Consider the following 18,447-nt stretch of genomic DNA (forward strand, 5'->3'; position numbering starts at 1 on the left):
CCGATGTGAAGGGGACGTGAGCAGGTTCACTTCTTGCTCTTGATGACCGCCTCCATCACGCTCTTGGCGATGGGTGCGGCGAGGCCGCCACCGGAGATGTCGTCGCGGACCGCGTTCTGGTCCTCCACCACGACGGCCACGGCAACCGGCGAGCTGCCGTCGCCGAGCTTGGCGTAGGAGATGAACCACGCGTAGGGGTTCTCGCTGTTGTCCACGCCGTGCTGGGCGGTACCGGTCTTGCCGCCCACCTTCGCGCCGCTGATCTGGGCGTTCTTGCCCGTGCCGTCCTCGACGACCGTCTCCATCATGGACTGGAGCTTCTGAGCGTTCTCCGCCGACAGCGGCTTGCTCATCTCCTCCGGGTCGGTCTTCTCGATGGCGTCGAGGTTGTTGGTCTGGAGCTCGTCGACCATGTACGGCTTCATCAGCGTGCCGTTGTTGGCGACGGCCGAGGCGACCATGGCCATCTGGAGCGGCGTCGCGGCGGTGTTGAACTGGCCGATGGAGGACAGTGCCGTCTGCGAGGGGTTCATGTCGTCGGAGAAGACCGACGCGCTGGCGCGGGTCGGGGTGAACTGCTCCTCGGTGAAGCCGAACTTCTTGGCCGTCTCCAGCATCTTGTCGTTGCCGAGGTCGGAGCCGACCTTGCCGAAGACGGTGTTGCAGGAGTACTGCAGGGCGACGCGCAGGGTCGCGTTCTTGCAGGGGATGTTGCCCTCGTTCGGCAGCTTGGTGGTGGTGCCTTCCATGACCCACGGGTCCGGCGAGTCCGTCTTCGCGTCGGCGTCCGTGTACAGCCCGTGCTCCAGGGCTGCGGCGGCGGTGACGACCTTGAAGGTCGAGCCGGGCGGGTAGACCTCACGCAGCGCCCGGTTGAGCATCGGGTCGTCGGGGTTGTTCTTCTTCTGGAGCGCCGTCCACGCCTTGGAGTCGGTCGTGGTGGAGTTGCCGGCGAAGGACGAGGGGTCGTACGACGGGAAGGACGCCAGCGCCAGGATCTTGCCGGTGGAGGGCTCCAGTGCCACGACCGCGCCCTTGCCGCGGTCCTTCAGACCCTCGTACGCGGCCTTCTGCGCGGCGGCGTTGAGGGTGGTGACGACGTTGCCGCCCTCCTTCTCCTTGCCGGTGAGCATGTCGAGGGTGTTGCGGAAGAACAGCCGGTCGTCGTTGCCGGTGAGGATGCCGTCCTCGATGGACTCCAGCTGGTTGGCGCCGAAGGCCTGCGAGGCGTATCCGGTGACGGGGGCCCACATGGGTCCGTTGGTGTAGGTGCGCTTGTACTTGAAGTCGCTGCCCGAGGTCTCGGCGAAGCCGGTGATGGCCTTGCCGTCGACGATGATGTTGCCGCGCGGGGTGCCGTAGCGCTCGATGGTGACGCGGCGGTTGGCCTTGTCCGTCCTGAGCTCGTCCGCCTGGACGTACTGGATCCAGTTGTCGCGGATGAGCAGGGCCAGGACGAGCAGCCCGCAGAAGATCGCGATCCGGCGTAGGGGCTTGTTCACGGACGGACCACCTGGGTCATCTCGGCGTCGGGGTTGGGCGCGGGTGCGGGCGCGGGGCGGCGTGCGGTGTCGCTGATGCGGAGCAGGATGCCGATCAGTGCCCAGTTGGCGATGACGGAGGAACCGCCGTACGCCACGAAGGGCAGCGTCATACCGGTCAGCGGGATGAGGCCCATGACACCGCCGGCCACGACGAAGACCTGGAGGGCGAAGGCGCCGGACAGGCCGACGGCGAGCAGCTTGCCGAAGGGGTCGCGGGCCGCGAGGGCCGTGCGCACGCCGCGTTCGACGATCAGCCCGTAGAGCAGCAGGATCGCCATGACGCCCGCCAGGCCGAGTTCCTCGCCGAAGGTGGCGAGGATGAAGTCGGAGTTGGCGGCGAAGCCGATGAGGTCGGAGTTGCCCTGGCCGAGGCCGGTGCCGAGGGTGCCGCCGGAGCCGAAGGCCCACAGGGCCTGCATGGCCTGCTCGGAGTGGACGAGGCCGTCGCCGTTGGGGGTGCGGCTGAGCGTGTACTCGCGCATCGGGTCGAGCCAGGCCGACACACGCGTCTGGATGTGCGACTCGAAGCTCGCCACACCGACGGCGCCGACCGCGGACATCAGCAGACCGAACACGATCCAGCTGGTCCGCTCGGTGGCGACGTACAGCATGATGACGAACATCCCGAAGAACAGCAGGGATGTACCGAGGTCGGTCTCGAAGATCAGGATGAGGATCGAGATCATCCAGACGACGATGATCGGGCCGAGGTCGCGTCCGCGCGGCAGGTACAGGCCCATGAAGCGGCGGCTGGCCAGGGCCAGGGCGTCTCTCTTGACCATGAGGTAGCCGGCGAAGAAGACGGCGAGGACGATCTTGGCGAACTCACCGGGCTGGACCGTGCCGAGGCCGGGGATCTTGATCCAGATCTTGGCCCCGAAGACGTTGGCGCCGAGCCCGGGGACGAGCGGCAGCAGGAGCAGGACCAGCGCGGTGGCCATGGAGATGTAGGTGTAGCGCTGCAGGACGCGGTGGTCCTTGAGGAAGATCAGCACCGCCACCAGCAGGCCGACACCCAGGGCGGAGTACAGCAACTGGCGCGGGGCCGCCTCGACGAAGGTCTTGCTCGCCTGCAGCTTCTCCGACTGGTCGAGGCGCCAGATCACGACCAGGCCGAGGCCGTTGAGCAGGGTGGCCAGGGGCAGCATCAGCGGGTCGGCGTACGGCGCGAATTTCCGTACGGCGAGATGGCCGATGCCCGCGAGCAGGCCGAGCCCGATTCCGTAGCCCAGCAGGCCGGCCGGTACCTGGTCGTTGAGCGCCAGGCCGACGTTGGCGTAGGCGAAGACCGGGATGACGACCGCGAACACCAGCAGCGCGAGCTCGGTGTTGCGCCTGCTCGGCGCGCCGATCGCGCCGATCGTGGAAGTGTGATGCGTCGGCGAGTTCGTAGTACTGCTCATGGTGTGACGGGGCCTCTCGCGGCTTGCCTACTGCGTACCGCAGTTCGAAACGACCTTCTGCTCTTCCTCCGAGAGTGTGGGGCCGGGGCTTGGCGTCGCAGTCGGTGTCGGGGAGGTGGAGGGGGACGAGGACGGGGGCTTGCCCGACGCCGAGGGATTCGGCGTCGACGTCGCCTTGGACGTAAGAGAGGTACGGGTGGTTCCCGTGGTGCCTCCGGCCTCGCCCTCGCCGGTCTTGGCGTTCTGCTCGCTCTGCGCGGCCTGCTGCTCGGCCCGCTTCTTGCACGCGGTGGCCTGGAGCTGGAGTTCGTCGATCTTCGCCTGGGCGTCCTTCAGACCGCCCTCGGCGATGGTCGCCTCGACGAGCTTCTGCTGGTAGGGCGGCAGGTACTTGAGTTCGATCTCGGGGTGGTCCTTCTCCACCTTCGAGAGCGAGACCCAGGCCAGGTCCTGGCTGATCCCGCGGTACAGGGCGACGTGTTCCTCGTTCGTGCCGACGTAGTACTGCGTCTGCGTCCAGCGCCAGCCGCCGTACAGTCCGCCGCCGATGACGGCGAGCGCGAGGACCGAGTAGAAGGACCTCTTGAGCCACTTGCGGCCGGTGCGGGGCTTGATGAAGTCGTCGTCGGTGTAGTCGCCGAAGCTGCCCGACGGGGCGTAGCCGGTGGTGTCGCCGGAGCCGGGCGGGCCGAACTCGCCGCCCCCGCCGCCCTGTCCGGGCACCTGGCGGCCGAGCCCGGAGGCGCGTCCGGCCGGGGTCTGCATGATGCCGTTGTCGTGCGGGTGGTGCTGCTGGTTCTCGGCGACCGCGCCGACCACGACCGGGGTGTCGGACAGCTGCCCGGCGAGGGTGTCGCCGGTGTCCAGGTCGAGGACGTCCGCGACGATCACGGTGATGTTGTCGGGGCCGCCGCCGCGCAGCGCGAGCTGGATGAGCTCCTGCACGGTCTCCTGCGGGCCCTGGTAGCTGGCGAGGGTGTCCTCCAGGGTCTGGTGGGACACGACGCCGGACAGGCCGTCGGAGCAGATCAAGTACCGGTCGCCGGCGCGGACTTCACGGATCGACAGGTCGGGCTCGACGTGGTCGCCGCTGCCCAGGGCGCGCATCAGCAGTGAGCGCTGCGGATGCGTGGTCGCCTCCTCCTCGGTGATGCGGCCCTCGTCGACGAGCCGCTGCACCCAGGTGTGGTCCTGCGTGATCTGGGTGAGGACACCGTCGCGCAGGAGGTAGGCGCGGGAGTCGCCGACGTGGACGAGGCCGAGGCGCTGCCCGGTCCACAGCAGGGCGGTGAGCGTGGTGCCCATGCCCTCCAGCTGCGGGTCCTCCTCGACCATCGAGCGCAGCTGGTCGTTGGCGCGCTGCACGGCCGTGCCGAGCGAGGTGAGGATGTCCGAGCCGGGGACGTCGTCGTCGAGGGCGACGATGGTGGAGATCGCCTCGGAGGAGGCGACCTCGCCCGCGGCCGCGCCGCCCATGCCGTCGGCGATGGCGAGCAGGCGGGGTCCGGCGTATCCGGAGTCCTCGTTGCCCTCCCGGATCATGCCTTTGTGCGATCCGGCGGCGAAGCGCAGTGACAGACTCATGCGCACCTCGCCCGTCGGCTCCGGGTACATCCGCACGGTGCCCACCCTCCGGTCGGGAGCGCGCCGGGGCCCGTGGTGTGAGCCACCGCTGCGTGCTCGCTCCGCTCGCGCTCATTCATGATGTAGCACTACTTCCGCAGCTCGATGACGGTCTTGCCGATGCGGATCGGCGCGCCCAGCGGAATCGGCGTCGGGGTCGTCAGCCGCGTTCGGTCGAGGTATGTGCCGTTGGTGGAGCCCAGGTCCTCGACGATCCACTGGCCGTCGCGGTCCGGGTAGATCCTGGCATGCCTGCTGGAGGCGTAGTCGTCGTCCAGCACGATCGTGCTGTCGTGCGCCCGGCCCAGGGTGATCGTCTGGCCCTGGAGCGCGACGGTGGTGCCGGTGAGGGTGCCCTCGGACACGACCAGCTTCGAGGGAGCGTTACGGCGCTGGCGGCCGCCGCCCTGCTGGCCGCGCTGCTGCGGAGGCGCGGCCGCCTGCCGGGCGGCCTGCTGCTGGCGTCCGGCCTCGCGCCTGGACCCGCGCTGGGTGACACGCGTACCGAACAGGTCGCTGCGGATGACCTGCACGGCCACGATCACGAACAGCCACAGTACGGCCAGGAAACCCAGCCGCATGACCGTGAGGGTCAGCTCTGACATTGCCCCCGCTTCACCCTTCGGCTTGCCGGTAAATGATGGTGGTGCTGCCCACGACGATCCGCGAGCCGTCGCGGAGCGTAGCGCGGGTGGTGTGCTGCCCGTCCACCACGATGCCGTTGGTGGACCCGAGATCCTGGATCGTCGAGGGCGTTCCGGTCCGGATCTCGCAGTGCCGGCGGGAGACGCCGGGGTCGTCGATCCGCACGTCGGCGTCGGTGCTGCGGCCCAGCACGAGCGTGGCGCGGGAGATCTGATGGCGGGTGCCGTTGATCTCGATCCAGTAGCGGGTGCGTCCGCCTGCCGCGGGTGCGGCGGGAGGACGCTGGCCGCCCGCGGGCTGCGGGTAGCCGTAGCCGCCGGGACGTCCGCCGGGCGGCGGCGCGGGCGGCATGGGCGGGGCGCCGGCGGGCGCGGCGGCCGGCGGATAGCCGTAGCCGCCCTGGCCCTGGGGGCCACCGGGCCGCCCGGCCGGGGCGGCGGGTGCGGGCGCCGGCCGGCCGCCGGCCTGCTGGTCGGTGGAGCCGGCGAGGGTGCGGCTGCGCACGCGGTACAGGCCGGTGTCGAGATCGTCGGCCTTCTCCAGGTGCACCTTGATCGGGCCCATGAAGGTGTAGCGCTGCTGCTTGGCGTAGTCGCGGACCATGCCGGCGAGCTCGTCGCCGAGCTGGCCGGAGTAGGGGCTCAGCCGCTCGAAGTCCGGTGTGCTCAGCTCCACGATGAAGTCATTGGGTACGACGGTCCGGTCGCGGTTCCAGATCGTCGCGTTGTTGTCGCACTCGCGCTGGAGCGCTCCGGCGATCTCCACCGGCTGGACCTCGGACTTGAACACCTTGGCGAAGGTGCCGTTGACCAGACCTTCGAGACGCTGCTCGAACTTCTTCAGGACTCCCATGGGGCACCTCCTCCGTAGCCTGCTTCGTCCTGCATCCCGCCGGGCGGGCACTGCCTTACCTGGTACTGCTTACTGATCGTATCCACGCGCCGGTAAATCGGCTGGTTCCCCCTGTCGGCCCGGTCGACGGGTGTCGACGCCCTCGAAGTTCCCTCCGGAGCTGTGCTTCGAACTCCTTCGGCACACAGTCTTGCCATGGATCGTAGAGGCGGCCGCAAACCAGTGTCCCGCACCTGACTGTGGACCCCGACCGGCTTCTGGGGAGATGCCCAGGACCGGTACGAGGTTGATACGTGAACAGGTACTCCCTGATACGGAGCGCGGGGCGCCGCGGATCGGTCACTGTGCGGGGGCGGCCGCCGACTGCGCTGGTGGGCCCCAGCTCGGGCCTGGGCGGGCGGCTGCCTGCGGATAAGGGATGTGAACCCACCCTGGCCGCCGTGCTAATGTTCTGGGTGTCGGAAGGCGCCGGACCGCAAGGGAAGGCCCCGAGGACACACCCAATGCGCGGGTGGCGGAATAGGCAGACGCGCTGGATTCAGGTTCCAGTGCCCGCAAGGGCGTGGGGGTTCAACTCCCCCCTCGCGCACTCTGAGAAACCGACGAAACGGGTCTCTGTAGGTGACAGAAGTCACCGCAGGGGCCCGCTTCTCGTTTCCATGATCGTTGTGAGTCATCACACAGCCTGATCAGGGCATACGGCAGGCCCCGCGCGTGAGCTATCTCACGGGTGGGGCCTGTCTCAGTGGTGGTGGAAGTGCCGGGCGAAGCGATCTATGCCGCTGGTGCCAGGTGGCCTGTCGGGGTCCAGCTCTTCGGTACTTTCGTCTGCCGGCGGTGGTGGGTGCGCCTGCGTGGGCGCTCGCCGCCTAGCGACAACGTGTCCAGCCATTTCCTGATCTTGCGCCTGTTTGCGTGGGCCAGTTGGAAGGCGAGCAGGATCGTTTGTGCCGCGACGCCGCGGATGCGGCGGGACCCGGCGGACTCGATGCCCTCAGCGAGGGGGTTCTTGGCGTAGCCGTTGTAGCCCTCGACGCTGTTGCGGAGGCGGAAGTAGACCCGCTGCCATTCAGGGCCGCCGTAGTCCAGGGCCTGCCACTGCTTGGCGCCGGCCTCGGGGCTCACAGTGATCGTGCGCTGGCGGCAGACCTTGAGCGGGCCGGTGGGGCTGGGCTCCGGGTCGATGAGGGGCAGGTGGATGCCGCGACCCATGGTGTGGGGCTTGATGGGGCACTGGGCCTTGCCCGCCTGAGCGGGGCACATCATCCGCTGGTAGCCGTCGGAGTCGGCGTTCTCTTTCGGCATGATGCGGTAGCTGCGACGGGCGGCGATCAATCGGACCCACGTCTCCCGGTCGATGCGATCGGCGTGCAGGTCGATGGTGGCCTGGATGAGTGGCTCGGGCATGGAGGGGCAGTACCAGCGGCCCTCGACGAGGATCGCGCCCTGTGCGCCCGCCTGCTTGCCGAGCTGGTCTGCGCGGTAGTCGTAGACGGGCTTGAAGCCCATGGCCCGGACGGGGAGCTGCCACTCGTCGGGCTCGGAGTTGTTGTAGGCGCGGTCGCCGGCAAGGTAGCCAGGTTTGTATCCACGCTCCCGGAGTCGGTTGAGGACCTTCAGACCGTTGTAGGCCGGGCGCTGACCGGGCTTGTCGAGTGCGACCCCGAGGACCAGGGCCGGGAGCACGTTGGGGTTGGGGGTCCCGTCGTCGAGGAGTACGGCGTCATGCTCGGCGTCTCGGGTCACGATCAGGTGGGCGTCGTAGCCGAAGAGGTACTTCTTCTTGAGCGAGGTCTTTCGCCTGTCTTGGGAAGGCTTGAGCTTTCCCTTCTTGGAGGGCGGCGGAGACGGGCGCATGGACTCGGCGACCGGTGCGTCGGGATCCCTGTGGTCGCCCTCCCGCACGTACCAGCCGGCGTCCGGGTCGGTGGCGAGCTCTGGTCCGTTCGTGCGGCGGCCGCGAGAGAACGTTCGGACAGGGGTGGCGTCCACACCCAGAGAGACCTCCGCCAGCTCCGTCAGCAGGCTGTGGAGAGGGCGTACGGATGCGTCCAGGACGAACTCTGTGAACAGGGCCAGGCGGCGCTCGCGCTCTTCCAGGTCTTCGACGTCTGCCGCAGTGGTCAGGGCGTTGGCTTGGCCGCGGGAGAGGTGTCCGTTGGGTGGCAGCGGGGACGGGTTCATCGCGTTCTTCATCGCGTGGAAGAGCCGGCGGACGACCGCGTAGGCAGCTTCGAAGCCCTGGTCGCTGTCGCCGTAATCGGGGATGCCCAGCATCTCGCGCACCCGTGGGGAGACGCGGAAGTACAGGATGTCGGTGACTCGTTCCAGGACGATCTTTCCCCCGGTGTCCTGCGTGCACAGGTAGAGGCCGATGAGGAGGCTTCTGAGGTGCAGACTGCGACGCCGGCCCCGCGGTAGGTGTACGAACTCCTCGAGCAGTGCGACGAGTTCGCTGCCGTCCACCTCCTCGATTGCGGTTTCGACGTCGGCATCGCTGATGTGTCGGCGCTCCGCGCGCATGTCCAACAGTCGCTCGTGCCGGTCGCTGGGCAGCCCGTGGGAGACCGTCATCGGCTGCCCCGCAGCAGGCGGGCCGCTTCGTTGGCGGAGACGGCGGGCAGGTACGGGAGGATGCGCGAAAGACCGTGGAGGGTGTCCACGCCGGCAGCCGCCACGACGACGGTGATGGGGAGCCGCTCTTCGAAGAGTTCGACAAGCCAGGTGGATCTCAGGCGGCCCATCACCAGGCGGGGGACGTTCGCGCTCGGTTGGGTGCGTGCCAGGAAGTTCGTGACGGTGTTGGTGCCGCGGCTGCCGCAGTTGGGGCGGAACAGGTAGCGGGCGGTGCCGGTGGTGTCCACCCGGTCGGCAGCGGATGCCAGGACGCCTTCCCAGGGACGGCGGCAGAGGATCTCGCGCTTGCGGGTTCCGCGAGTGGCCACGACGACTGGACCGGTGCCACTGGAGGTCCTGCGGACATCATGGACGCGTACGGGGATGACCTCTGGTGAATCGAGGCCGACTCCCAGACCGAGTGCCATGAGCGTCTTGCACCCCCAGCGAAGCTCCTCGGTGGGTTGCCCACCGGCCCAGCCCCACAGATCCGCGAGTTCAGTGCGGCTGTACGGGCTGTTGGCGACGGAGGGCGACAGCTTGGACGGCTGCCCAGTCCGGCATTCGCCGCCGATCACGACTTCGCGCAGACGAACGAGCCGGGTGCGGTAGTTGCCCCGAGTGCTGTCGCCGACCTGGGGACAGCCGACGGCGATGAACCTTTCGATCGCTTCGCGGGAGAGCCATACCTCGGCGTTGGCGGGCAGTCCTTCTCCGTCGCAGAAGAGCGCCAACTGGGCCAGTGCAGTGAGTAGTTCACGGGCCTTGTAGGGCAGGAGAGGGTCCGCGAGACGGACCACACGGCGCACTTCATCGCCGACGCGGCTCCACCCCGCGGGGGAGCCGGCCGGGCGATAGGAATCAATGCGCTGACTCATCACATGCCGCCACACCAGCACCCCAGCAGGAGGGGTGCTATTCGAATAACATGTAGCGGCGGCAGCAGTCCCGCGCGACCGGGGAGGACCGGATGGGTCAGACTTCACCTCATGCCCCAAGGAGATGCCCGTCGACTGCCGCCGCGCGCGTACTGCGCCAGCGGCGCGTGGCCTGAGGCCGTCATGGAGGAGCATCACGGGGCGCGTGTCGCCCAGGCGCTGGCCGGCAGGCTCCACGCGGCGATCGCCGAGAAAGGTTGGTCGGCCGCGGAGCTGTCCCGGCGCAGCGGGGTCGCCCGTTACACGATTGCCAAGGCCCTGGCCGGTGAGGCCTGGCCCGATCTGCTCACCATCGCCAATCTGGAAAAGGCGCTGGAAGTGGACCTGTGGCCGGGGCGGGAAGTGTGACGACCGAGGCCGTTGAGGTCGAAAGAAGGGCTGTTCGAGGCTGAACACGAAGCGGTCATCCCTTCGAGCGAAGGGCAGGACCATATTTCGCAACGCGCTACCGGCGGCGCGGAGCCGTCCGTAAAATACAGCGTGGCACGAACTGATCCGGCACTGTGGAAGGTTCTCGGGAGGTTCGTTGCTGTAGGCCGCCACCACGGAAGTAATTCCAGGTGGCGGCCGCCTTTTGGCTCGATAGAGGCTGAGTGATCGAGTTTTGTTCTAAGATGTCGTCCGGACTCCGGAGGCGTGCTGGTAATTGGAACCCGGGTGCTTCACGAGTTCGCCGGCACGCACAAGCTCATCCATGGTCACGCGGACGCTCTTCCCCTTGGCGGGCTCGCCCAGGGCCTGAGCCATGGAGCCTGCCTTCCAATGGCGCATTGGATCCTGAAGCATGATCTCCCGGATGCGATCCTTGCGGGTCTGGCCTTGGGCGTTGGCTGCTGTCATGTCATCGTCTTCGTCGTCGTCCGCCGACGACTGTCGCTGATCCGGGATGCCGTTCCGCCTCCACTCGTCCGCGGTGTCCTTGTGCTTCTTCAACTGACGGGCCAGGCGCAGCTCCTGACGCACCTTGTAGATGTCCTTTTGTAGACCCTCCTCCTTCTCCTCGAGCTTTGCGATGTGCGTGTCAGGGTCACCGGCAAATTCTTCCCAGGGAAGGTCCTCAACCATTGGTGAACCGTATCTATGACAGGGCATCGGCAACCCTCTCCGCAAGGGGTATTTCACTCGAACTGGCGACGTGATCAATTACCCTTGTCAGCCAGGTTCGAAGATGCTCGAAAAGGGTGCAAATTTCCCCTGTACTGTTTACTGATCTGGTGGAACGTTTCTCTCGCCTGCGTTTCTGGTGGTTTCCCTGCTCTATTCCGTCTGGTCGATTACCCGGCCTATGTTTCAGGGGTAATTTCGATCGGATCCCAGAATTGCGCTTCGTGGTAACTGGGTATCTGTATTCCCCTGTCTTTGTAGGTAGCTGGGCCTACCCGGAGGGGACAGGCCCTCGCCTGAGCATCGTGGAGTCCTGCTTCCTCGGGCATGCCTGACCCGGTCCTGGTTATGCCTGAGGGGTAAGGCGCACAGGTAAGTGGCGCTGTCCTGCGCCGCAATGAGCCGACTCATTGAGTTTGCCGGGCTACGTGCGTGTCATGGGGTTCCAGTGCTGTACGGGGTGTCGTCGCTGGCATAGGGCGTGACGGCCCGCATGCACATGTCTCCTTGCCCTACCGGTGGCGGTCTGCGCAAGCCCCCTGAGTGAGCCGACAACATGGGGCGGATATGTGGGCCAGCCCATCCGACGGGGGCCTGTGTACAGAACACAGGGGGAGGACAGGTAGCTCAGCGGGACAAGAAGACCTGAAGAACAGGCAACGCCACTTCCCATGGCTTGCGTTGTGCCCGCACACCTCCTCCAACGGCGCGGGAGCCTCGTCCGTTGCGCGCACCGCGAGCGTCACCCGATCAGGGCCCGGGCTGAAATGGCTCGATGATTCCCTGATTGCGAGGATGCGCACGTCACGCACGTCGGGCCTGTCTGGTCCTCAGACCTGCGCCGGTCCGGACATGCGCGGGGTCGTACTCCTCGTGGGTGCCCTCCAGCCAGAGGTTGGCGTGGTTGGCCGGGGCGCCGTGGGCCGGGACCGGGCACCGACAGCCCATCGGCGTCCCGCTCACGGACGAGCGTGTTGAGCGGCGCGTACGCCCTGGTGATCCCCGGGCACCAGAGCCCCAGTGGCCTAGCTGCCTCGTGCTTGATGTGTTCCGGCGGCAGCGGCTCACGTAGCAGCAAGTAGCCGCGCAGGAAGATCACTGATGCGGCCATGTAGTCGGCCGCTCGCCGGTAGGGCGCGCCTTCCTCGTGTGCCGAGCTCATCCGGTGGGCCTCCGTTTCCTACGAGGTCAGGCGGGTACCCGGCTGCCTCGGCACACGCGCCGAGCCGTTGCGGGCACAGCCGCGCGACGCGGTCCGGGACCGCGGGGAAGGAGCACCGTGTCGGCAGGAAACATCGGCCCTGTCCTGGTGGCCGCCGCAGGCTCGTCCAGTTTGAGGCTGACCGTGTTCGGCGACGACGGGAAGGCCCTGGCCGAAGACCACAGCGCCTCCGCACCCGGCGAAGATGTGTCCGGCTCTCTGCGGCAACTGCTGGCTCAAACGCCATCGCCCGCTGCCGTGGGTCACCGCATCGTCCACGGCGGACCCGGACTGCGCAGACACGTCCTGGTCGACGACGAGGTCCGGGCCGCCCTCGGGAATGTGGCCGACCTGGCACCGCTGCACGTCCCGCCGGCCCTCACTGTCCTGGATACCGCCCGGAACTTGCTACCGGACGTCCCGCACGCCGTCTGCTTCGACACCGTCTTCCACGCCGGCCTGCCCGCCGCCGCCCGCGAGTACGCGGTGCCCGCCACTTGGCGCGAGGAGTACGGGGTGCGCCGCTACGGCTTCCACGGGCTGTCCTACGCGTGGGCACTCGGCCGAGCGGCCGAGCTGCTCGGTCAGCGCCCCCAGCAGCTCCACCTGGTGATCGCCCACCTCGGCGGCGGCTGCTCCGCCTGTGCGGTGCGCAACGGGACGAGCGTAGACACCACCATGGGCTTCACACCGCTGGAGGGGTTGGTGATGAGCCACCGCAGCGGAAGCGTGGACCCCGGCGCCCTGACCTGGCTGCAGACGCGGCACCGTCTGTCCGCTGAGGACATCGAGGACGTACTGAATCACCATTGCGGTCTGCTCGGCCTCTCCGGTACCTCCGACGACACTCGCGACCTCGTCCGCAGCCGGGCAGCGGGCGACGAGCGCGCCGCTCTCGCCCTGGACGTCTTCACTCATCACTGTCGTCGCGGCATCGCTGCGATGGCCGCGTCCCTCGACCGGCTCGACGCCCTGGTGTTCACCGGGGAGATCGGCGAAGACCAGCCCGAGGTCCGCGAAGAGGTATGCACCCGGCTCACCGCCCTCGGCCTGACCGGCGGCCTGCGCACGCCTGACGACGCGAGCCGTCCGGCGATCGTCAGCGGGCGGGGGGCGGTAATACCGATCGTGGTCGTACCCACCGGAGAGGCCCAGCAGATCGACCACGAGACCCGAACCCTTCTCCGCGGCCCGTGAGGCGCATGCGCGTCTCCGACACGTGGGCCGACGGGATGGGAACGGCGCCACTGCGCGCCGGGCCAGTAGGAGCGGTAGCGGTGCGGTACCGGCCGGTCACGACCTTCTCGCACTTCTCCTGCGAACGCGACGAGGCGGCAGCCAGGCTCACCCGCTGCGCCGCCCCACCGGGTCTGCGCGGTCAGCGCCCCCGCCCGCCCAGGATGATCTTCCAGACGCGCGTTGCCACCTGCAGATTGAGCCGGGTATCCACATCCGCCAGGTCGCGGTCGCTGATCTCACGGATGCGCTGCAGCCGGTAGCGCAATGTGCTGCGGTGGACGGTCAGCGTGGCGGCCGCATCGTCGTAGTTGCCTCCGCAGTCGAAGTAGCACGAGAGCGTCTCCACCAACTCCGTGTCGTGCCCTGCGTCGTAGTCGATCAGCTGGCCGAGCCACTCTCGCACGAAGTCTTCGAGTTCCCGGAGATCGTTACCGGGCCCCAGGATCCGGTACAGCCCGAGGTCCTCGAAGAACGTCGTCCCGCTGCGCTGGCGGGAGTTCTGCCGCACCTCCAGGGCCCGCAGTGCCTCCTGATAACAGCGGGGAATGCCGTCCGGGGAGTCGCAGCGGGTGCTCACCCCGATCGCTCCGTCGGGGGTCCCCAGCTCGCGGGCCAGCGCCGCGTACACGGCATCGTCGTCGGGCCTCGCTTCGGTCAGCAGGACCATCCGGTCGCCGCGACGGGTGATCAGCGGCCGCGTCGCCGTGGTGGCCGTCGCCTGCTCGACGGCACGGGTGAAGGAGCTGGTCGCGGCGTGGCCCGGCCAGTGCACCACGACCACGTAGTGGGTACGTTGCAGGTCGTGGCCGACGGCTTCGGCTCGGGCATAGGCGCTCGTCTCGTCGGTTCCCTCCAACAGGTCGTCGATCAGCTGGCGGCGCAGCCGCAGTTCGACCTCGGTGAGTTCGCGCATATGTACGAGCTCCTGGGCAAGCGACCGCTGGGCATGATCCAAGGCGAACATGGTGTGCTCGTCAGCCGTCGCCTCGGGGTCCTCGACGGCGAGTACGCCGAGGACCTCGCCGCGTGGCCGGGCCAGAGCGATCAGCCGGCCCTTGACTCTGACCGGGCCCGCCTCGCGCGCGACCTGGCCCAGCATCTCTTCCTGGGAGGTCGAGGACCGTACCGGATAGGGGTCGGGCCGGTCGGGACCGGCCCAGGACCTCAGATTGCCGAACCGGTCCTCGATGAGCGCTGACAACCCGGTGAGCTCGTACAGCGCTTGAGTGATGGCGTCCTCGCCGCCGCCCCGGGCAGCGACACGGGCGAGGGTCTCGTGCACGGTGTTCTGCAGGTGCAGCTCGGAGCGCACTGTGTCCAGTTGCCGCAGTGCGGTGTCCCGCTCGGTGCGGAGGCGGCTCCGTTCGCCGCCGTCGTCGTGCTGCGGGGCGCGCGTGACCGTCAGTGACAGGGCCGCTGATGTGAGCCCCACGAGGGTCGAGAGGAGGAAGTGCCCCTGCTCATCGGGCTCGGAGTGAGAGGAGACCACGAGGTAGCCGAGCAGACCGCCGGTCCCGCGCAGGCCGAACGCCCAGGTCCAGGACCGTTCAGGAACGGATACGGAACCGTCAGCCTCGCCCAGCTCCTTCACCCCCGTGTTGTCGACCATCCCCGTGTCGTCGACCGTTGGCGCTCCCACTTCGTGTCCGGGGACGCGGGACAAACCGTCGTCCTTCGCGAGGTATCCGGCCTCGGCGTGGTAGGGACCAAGGGCACTGACGTGCCGCATGGCCAACCGCACGATCTCACTCTGCTCCGCGCAGTTGAGCAGGACGTGGGACAGCACCAGCAGCCCGTGTGGGTCCAGCGCCGCGAGCGGACGGGGGCCGTGCCGTTCGGTGCTCGCGGTGTTACTCGGGTGGCGGTTCACCTTCTGGTCGGAGACGTGAGGGGAAAGCGTCCGTGACGGATGGGAGGCCATGGTCACTCCGTTCTCCTCGGGTCATCGGCGGCGATCGAGCGAGTCGTGGGATCCACGCCGGTGCGACCCCCGCGTACCCAGCCTGGGCACGGTCATCCGGCTTGTCAGGATTTGGCCTTGTTCTCGTGGACCGACCGACCGCGTCGATTTCTGACCTGCCGGGCGCAGGCGAAGCGCGCTGCTCCGTTGCAACTCTGGGGCTTGTCAGGGATCACCGGGCGCACCGGTGGCCGTGGCAGGAAGGACTGGCTGATGAACGAGCAGGCCCGCAGGACCATCGCCTCGTACACGACTTACCAGGAGGCGGAACGCGCCGTCGATCACCTGTCCGATCACGGTTTCCCGTCGAGAGGGTGGCCATCATCGGGCAGGACGTGCGTCTGGTCGAGCAGGTGACCGGCCGCATGGGACATGGCGGGGCCGCGCTGCAGGGCGCGGCGAGCGGTGCCCTGCCCGGTGCACTGATCGGGTGGATCTTCGGACTGCTGAACTGGCTGGACCCGGTCGTGTCGGGGCTGCTCCTCGCGTTGTACGGGTTGGTTTTCGGAGCACTCGTCGGTGCTCTGCTCAACCTGCTGGTGCACTCGGCCCAGCGTGGCCGCCGGGATTTCGCCTCGGTGAGCTTCATGCGGCCCAGCCGGTACGACGTCGTCGCGGATGAAGCGGTCGCTGACGAGGCGGTGCAGATGCTGGCCAGGCTGCCCAGCGGGACCGGCACCAGCACAAGAAGTGGCGCTTGGAAGAGCAGCCGCCCGCGGGGCGGTCCCGCCGTCACCTGAGCGAGTGTGGAAGACCGGGCGCGACTCCGAGGCGAACGGGGCCGCCCGTCGCGGAAGGAGTTCCTCATGGCGAAGGCAGTAGGCATCGACCTGGGCACCACGAACTCGGTGATCGCCGTCTGGGAGGGCGGCGAGTCGGCGGTAGTTCCCAACAGCGAGGGCAACCGCACGACGCCGTCCGTGGTGGCCTTCACCGACACCGGCGAGCGCTTGGTGGGTCAACTGGCCCGCCGCCAGTCGATTCTCAACCCCAAGGGCACCATCTACTCGGCCAAGCGGTTCATCGGTCGGCACTTCGACGAGATCTCCGATGAGGCCAAGGCCGTCGCGTACGACGTGGTCGAGGGAGACGGCGGCGCCGCCCGCTTCAAGGTGCGCGACAAGCTCTACGCTCCTGAGGAGATCAGCGCGCAGGTGCTGCGCAAGCTCGCCGACGACGCCTCCAAGCAGCTGGGAGAGCGGGTCACGGAGGCGGTCATCACGGTGCCTGCTTACTTCAACGACGCCCAGCGCACCGCGACCAAGGACGCCGGACGGATCGCCGGCCTGGAAGTGCTGCGGATCATCAACGAGCCGACTGCGGCCGCCCTCGCCTACGGGATGGACAAGAAGCAGCACGAGACGGTGCTCGTCTTCGACCTGGGCGGCGGCACCTTCGACGTCAGCATCCTCGACGTCGGCGACGGCGTGGTGGAGGTACGGTCCACGGCGGGCGACAGCCATCTGGGCGGCGACGACTTCGACCGCCGGCTGGTCGACCAGCTCGCCGACGGCTTCCAGAAGGAGAACGGCATCGACCTGCGCCAGGATCCACAGGCCCTGCAACGCCTGTTCGAGGCCGCCGAGAAGGCCAAGACCGAGCTCAGCTCGGTGACCCAGACGCAGGTCAGCCTGCCGTTCATCACGGCCGACGCCTCCGGGCCCAAGCATCTGACCACGACGATCATGCGGTCGACGTTCGAGCAGATCACCGGCGACCTGGTGGAGCGCTGTCTGGGCCCGGTGCGGCAGGCCATGGACGACGCCAAGGTCAGTGACAGCGACATCGATGAGGTCATCCTCGTCGGCGGCTCCACCCGCATCCCCGCCGTCCAGGCCCTGGTGCGGAGGCTGACCGGCGGCAAGGAACCCAACATGAGCGTCAACCCCGACGAGGTCGTGGCGATGGGCGCCGCGATCCAGGCCGGGGTCCTCAAGGGCGAGGTCAAGGATGTCCTGCTGCTCGATGTCACCCCGTTGTCGCTGGGCGTGGAGACACGCGGCGGCGTGATGACGAAAATCATCGAGCGGAACACCACCATCCCGGTGCGACGCTCCGAGACCTTCTCCACCGCCGAGGACAACCAGCCCGCCGTCGACGTTGTCGTCCTGCAGGGCGAGCGTGAGAGGGCCGCCGACAACCGGGTCCTGGGTCGCTTCCAGCTCACCGACATCCGCCCCGCGCCGCGCGGTGAGCCGCAGGTCGAGGTCATCTTCGACATAGACGCCAACGGCATCCTCAACGTCACCGCGCGGGACAAGGACACCGGCAAGGAACAGGGCATCACCATCAGCGAGAGCTCCAACCTCGACCGAACCGAGGTCGAGCGGATGGTCCAGGAGGCCGAGCGTAACCGCGGTGAGGACCAGGCCCTGCGTGAGGCAGTCGACGCCCGCAATGAACTGGACGCCATCGCCTACCAGGTCGAAAAACGCCTCGGCGAGCTCGGCGACGCCGCGCCCGCACACGAGAAGGCCCGCGCCGAGATGCTGGTGGCCGAAGCCCGCGAGGCGGTCAAGAACGAGGCCGGTGCGGACAAGGTCCGGCCGCTGACGTCCGAACTCCAGCAGATCTTCGCGGGGCTCGCAGCCCACCAGGCGGGAGCCGCCGCGGGCGGTCCGGCGGGCACCGGCTCACCGGACGGATCCGGTCCCGGCGAGGCCGCGCAGGGCGGCGCCGGGGACGACGACGATGTGATCGACGCCGAGTTCGACAAGGGCTGAGGTGCCCGCTATGCCCATCCCACCCCGGGACCGAGAGCCCGACCCGCCGCCCAACGGCGCCGTACAGCCGCCGCGCGGGGACCTTGAGCAGTCCGGACCGCCGGCCGAGGAGGCCGAGCCGGGGCCCGACGCCGCAACCAGCGCCGCCGCACCGGAGGACGAATACGCGGCCGCGCTGCGAGAGGCTGAGGACCGCTGGCGCCGCGCCCTGGCCGACCTCGACAACCTGCGCAAACGCCACGCCAGGGAGCTGGAGCGGGAGGCCGCGGCCGAACGCGCCCGTACGGCAGCGGCCTTCCTGCCCGTGATCGACAACCTGGAGCTTGCCCTGAGTCACGCGACCGCCGACCCCGACGCGATTGTCGAAGGTGTCCGGGCCGTGCGCGACCAGGCCGTGAACGTCCTGGAGCGGCTGGGCTACCCGCGCCACGCAGAGACGGGCGTGTCGTTCGACCCGGCCCGGCACGAGGTGGTCGGCGTGGTCCAGGATTCCGACGCCGATCCGAACACCGTGGTCCAGGTGCTGCGACCCGGTTACGGGGAGGCCGAGCGGCAGCTGCGGCCTGCCGCCGTGACCGTCGCCAAGCGGGAGTGACCCT

At 68.4% G+C, this 18,447-nt stretch carries 15 protein-coding genes and 1 tRNA gene; 6 read left to right on the plus strand and 10 right to left on the minus strand.

The window, feature by feature from the left end:
- Nucleotides 1–26: 26 nt before the first annotated feature.
- From ACFPQ9_RS09920 to ACFPQ9_RS09940, 5 genes are all read right to left on the minus strand, one after another.
- Nucleotides 27–1,502: a peptidoglycan D,D-transpeptidase FtsI family protein gene (locus ACFPQ9_RS09920; RefSeq protein ID WP_380849910.1), complete on the minus strand. Its 1,476-nt coding sequence runs from the start codon at nt 1,500–1,502 to the stop codon at nt 27–29.
- On the minus strand, nt 1,499–2,947 hold the full coding sequence (locus ACFPQ9_RS09925; RefSeq protein ID WP_380849913.1) for an FtsW/RodA/SpoVE family cell cycle protein: 1,449 nt from the start codon (nt 2,945–2,947) through the stop codon (nt 1,499–1,501). Before ACFPQ9_RS09925 ends, ACFPQ9_RS09920 begins: the two co-directional genes overlap by 4 nt.
- A gap of 27 nt (nt 2,948–2,974) precedes the next feature.
- A complete protein-coding gene (locus ACFPQ9_RS09930; RefSeq protein ID WP_380850087.1) occupies nt 2,975–4,561 on the minus strand; it encodes a Stp1/IreP family PP2C-type Ser/Thr phosphatase in 1,587 nt (528 codons plus the stop codon).
- A 98-nt stretch (nt 4,562–4,659) separates the two neighbouring features.
- Nucleotides 4,660–5,175, minus strand: a complete 516-nt coding sequence (locus tag ACFPQ9_RS09935) for an FHA domain-containing protein FhaB/FipA (RefSeq protein ID WP_190070995.1) — start codon at nt 5,173–5,175, stop codon at nt 4,660–4,662.
- 10 nt (nt 5,176–5,185) lie between these two features.
- Entirely contained in the window at nt 5,186–6,067 is an 882-nt protein-coding gene (locus tag ACFPQ9_RS09940; RefSeq protein ID WP_380849918.1) for an FhaA domain-containing protein, read from the minus strand.
- A 505-nt stretch (nt 6,068–6,572) separates the two neighbouring features.
- Here ACFPQ9_RS09940 and ACFPQ9_RS09945 point away from each other — a divergent pair.
- Nucleotides 6,573–6,656 (plus strand) — tRNA-Leu (locus ACFPQ9_RS09945).
- A 185-nt stretch (nt 6,657–6,841) separates the two neighbouring features.
- Here the strand turns inward: ACFPQ9_RS09945 and ACFPQ9_RS09950 are convergent.
- A complete protein-coding gene (locus ACFPQ9_RS09950) occupies nt 6,842–8,641 on the minus strand; it encodes a hypothetical protein (RefSeq protein WP_380849921.1) in 1,800 nt (599 codons plus the stop codon).
- On the minus strand, nt 8,638–9,483 hold the full coding sequence (locus ACFPQ9_RS09955) for a hypothetical protein (RefSeq protein WP_380849924.1): 846 nt from the start codon (nt 9,481–9,483) through the stop codon (nt 8,638–8,640). The genes ACFPQ9_RS09950 and ACFPQ9_RS09955 overlap by 4 nt, the downstream gene beginning before the upstream one ends.
- A gap of 189 nt (nt 9,484–9,672) precedes the next feature.
- On the opposite strand from ACFPQ9_RS09955, the gene ACFPQ9_RS09960 reads away from it, so the two are divergent.
- Complete coding sequence (locus ACFPQ9_RS09960; protein ID WP_380849927.1) at nt 9,673–9,969, plus strand: helix-turn-helix domain-containing protein; 297 nt, start codon at nt 9,673–9,675, stop codon at nt 9,967–9,969.
- Nucleotides 9,970–10,230: 261 nt separating this feature from the next.
- On the opposite strand, the gene ACFPQ9_RS09965 is transcribed toward ACFPQ9_RS09960, so the two are convergent.
- Both ACFPQ9_RS09965 and ACFPQ9_RS09970 read right to left on the minus strand, forming a co-directional pair.
- Nucleotides 10,231–10,686 carry a hypothetical protein gene (locus tag ACFPQ9_RS09965; protein WP_380849930.1) on the minus strand — a complete coding sequence of 152 codons (456 nt, stop codon included), beginning with the start codon at nt 10,684–10,686 and terminating at the stop codon, nt 10,231–10,233.
- A 781-nt stretch (nt 10,687–11,467) separates the two neighbouring features.
- Entirely contained in the window at nt 11,468–11,887 is a 420-nt protein-coding gene (locus ACFPQ9_RS09970; protein WP_380849933.1) for a phosphoketolase family protein, read from the minus strand.
- Nucleotides 11,888–12,004: 117 nt separating this feature from the next.
- Between ACFPQ9_RS09970 and ACFPQ9_RS09975 the strand changes: the two genes are divergently transcribed.
- Nucleotides 12,005–13,123: an acetate/propionate family kinase gene (locus ACFPQ9_RS09975; RefSeq protein ID WP_380849936.1), complete on the plus strand. Its 1,119-nt coding sequence runs from the start codon at nt 12,005–12,007 to the stop codon at nt 13,121–13,123.
- A 181-nt stretch (nt 13,124–13,304) separates the two neighbouring features.
- Here ACFPQ9_RS09975 and ACFPQ9_RS09980 read toward each other — a convergent pair whose 3' ends face one another.
- Nucleotides 13,305–15,086, minus strand: a complete 1,782-nt coding sequence (locus ACFPQ9_RS09980; protein WP_380849939.1) for a PucR family transcriptional regulator — start codon at nt 15,084–15,086, stop codon at nt 13,305–13,307.
- A gap of 353 nt (nt 15,087–15,439) precedes the next feature.
- On the opposite strand from ACFPQ9_RS09980, the gene ACFPQ9_RS09985 reads away from it, so the two are divergent.
- From ACFPQ9_RS09985 to ACFPQ9_RS09995, 3 genes are all read left to right on the plus strand, one after another.
- Nucleotides 15,440–15,865 carry a glycine zipper family protein gene (locus ACFPQ9_RS09985; RefSeq protein WP_380849942.1) on the plus strand — a complete coding sequence of 142 codons (426 nt, stop codon included), beginning with the start codon at nt 15,440–15,442 and terminating at the stop codon, nt 15,863–15,865.
- Nucleotides 15,866–15,931: 66 nt separating this feature from the next.
- Nucleotides 15,932–17,848, plus strand: a complete 1,917-nt coding sequence (gene dnaK / locus ACFPQ9_RS09990) for a molecular chaperone DnaK (protein ID WP_380849945.1) — start codon at nt 15,932–15,934, stop codon at nt 17,846–17,848.
- Between the two features lie 10 nt (nt 17,849–17,858).
- Nucleotides 17,859–18,443: a nucleotide exchange factor GrpE gene (locus tag ACFPQ9_RS09995; protein WP_380849948.1), complete on the plus strand. Its 585-nt coding sequence runs from the start codon at nt 17,859–17,861 to the stop codon at nt 18,441–18,443.
- The last annotated feature ends 4 nt before the right edge of the window (nt 18,444–18,447 follow it).

This window comes from Streptomyces coerulescens (assembly GCF_042657965.1).
Lineage (GTDB): Bacteria > Actinomycetota > Actinomycetes > Streptomycetales > Streptomycetaceae > Streptomyces > Streptomyces coerulescens.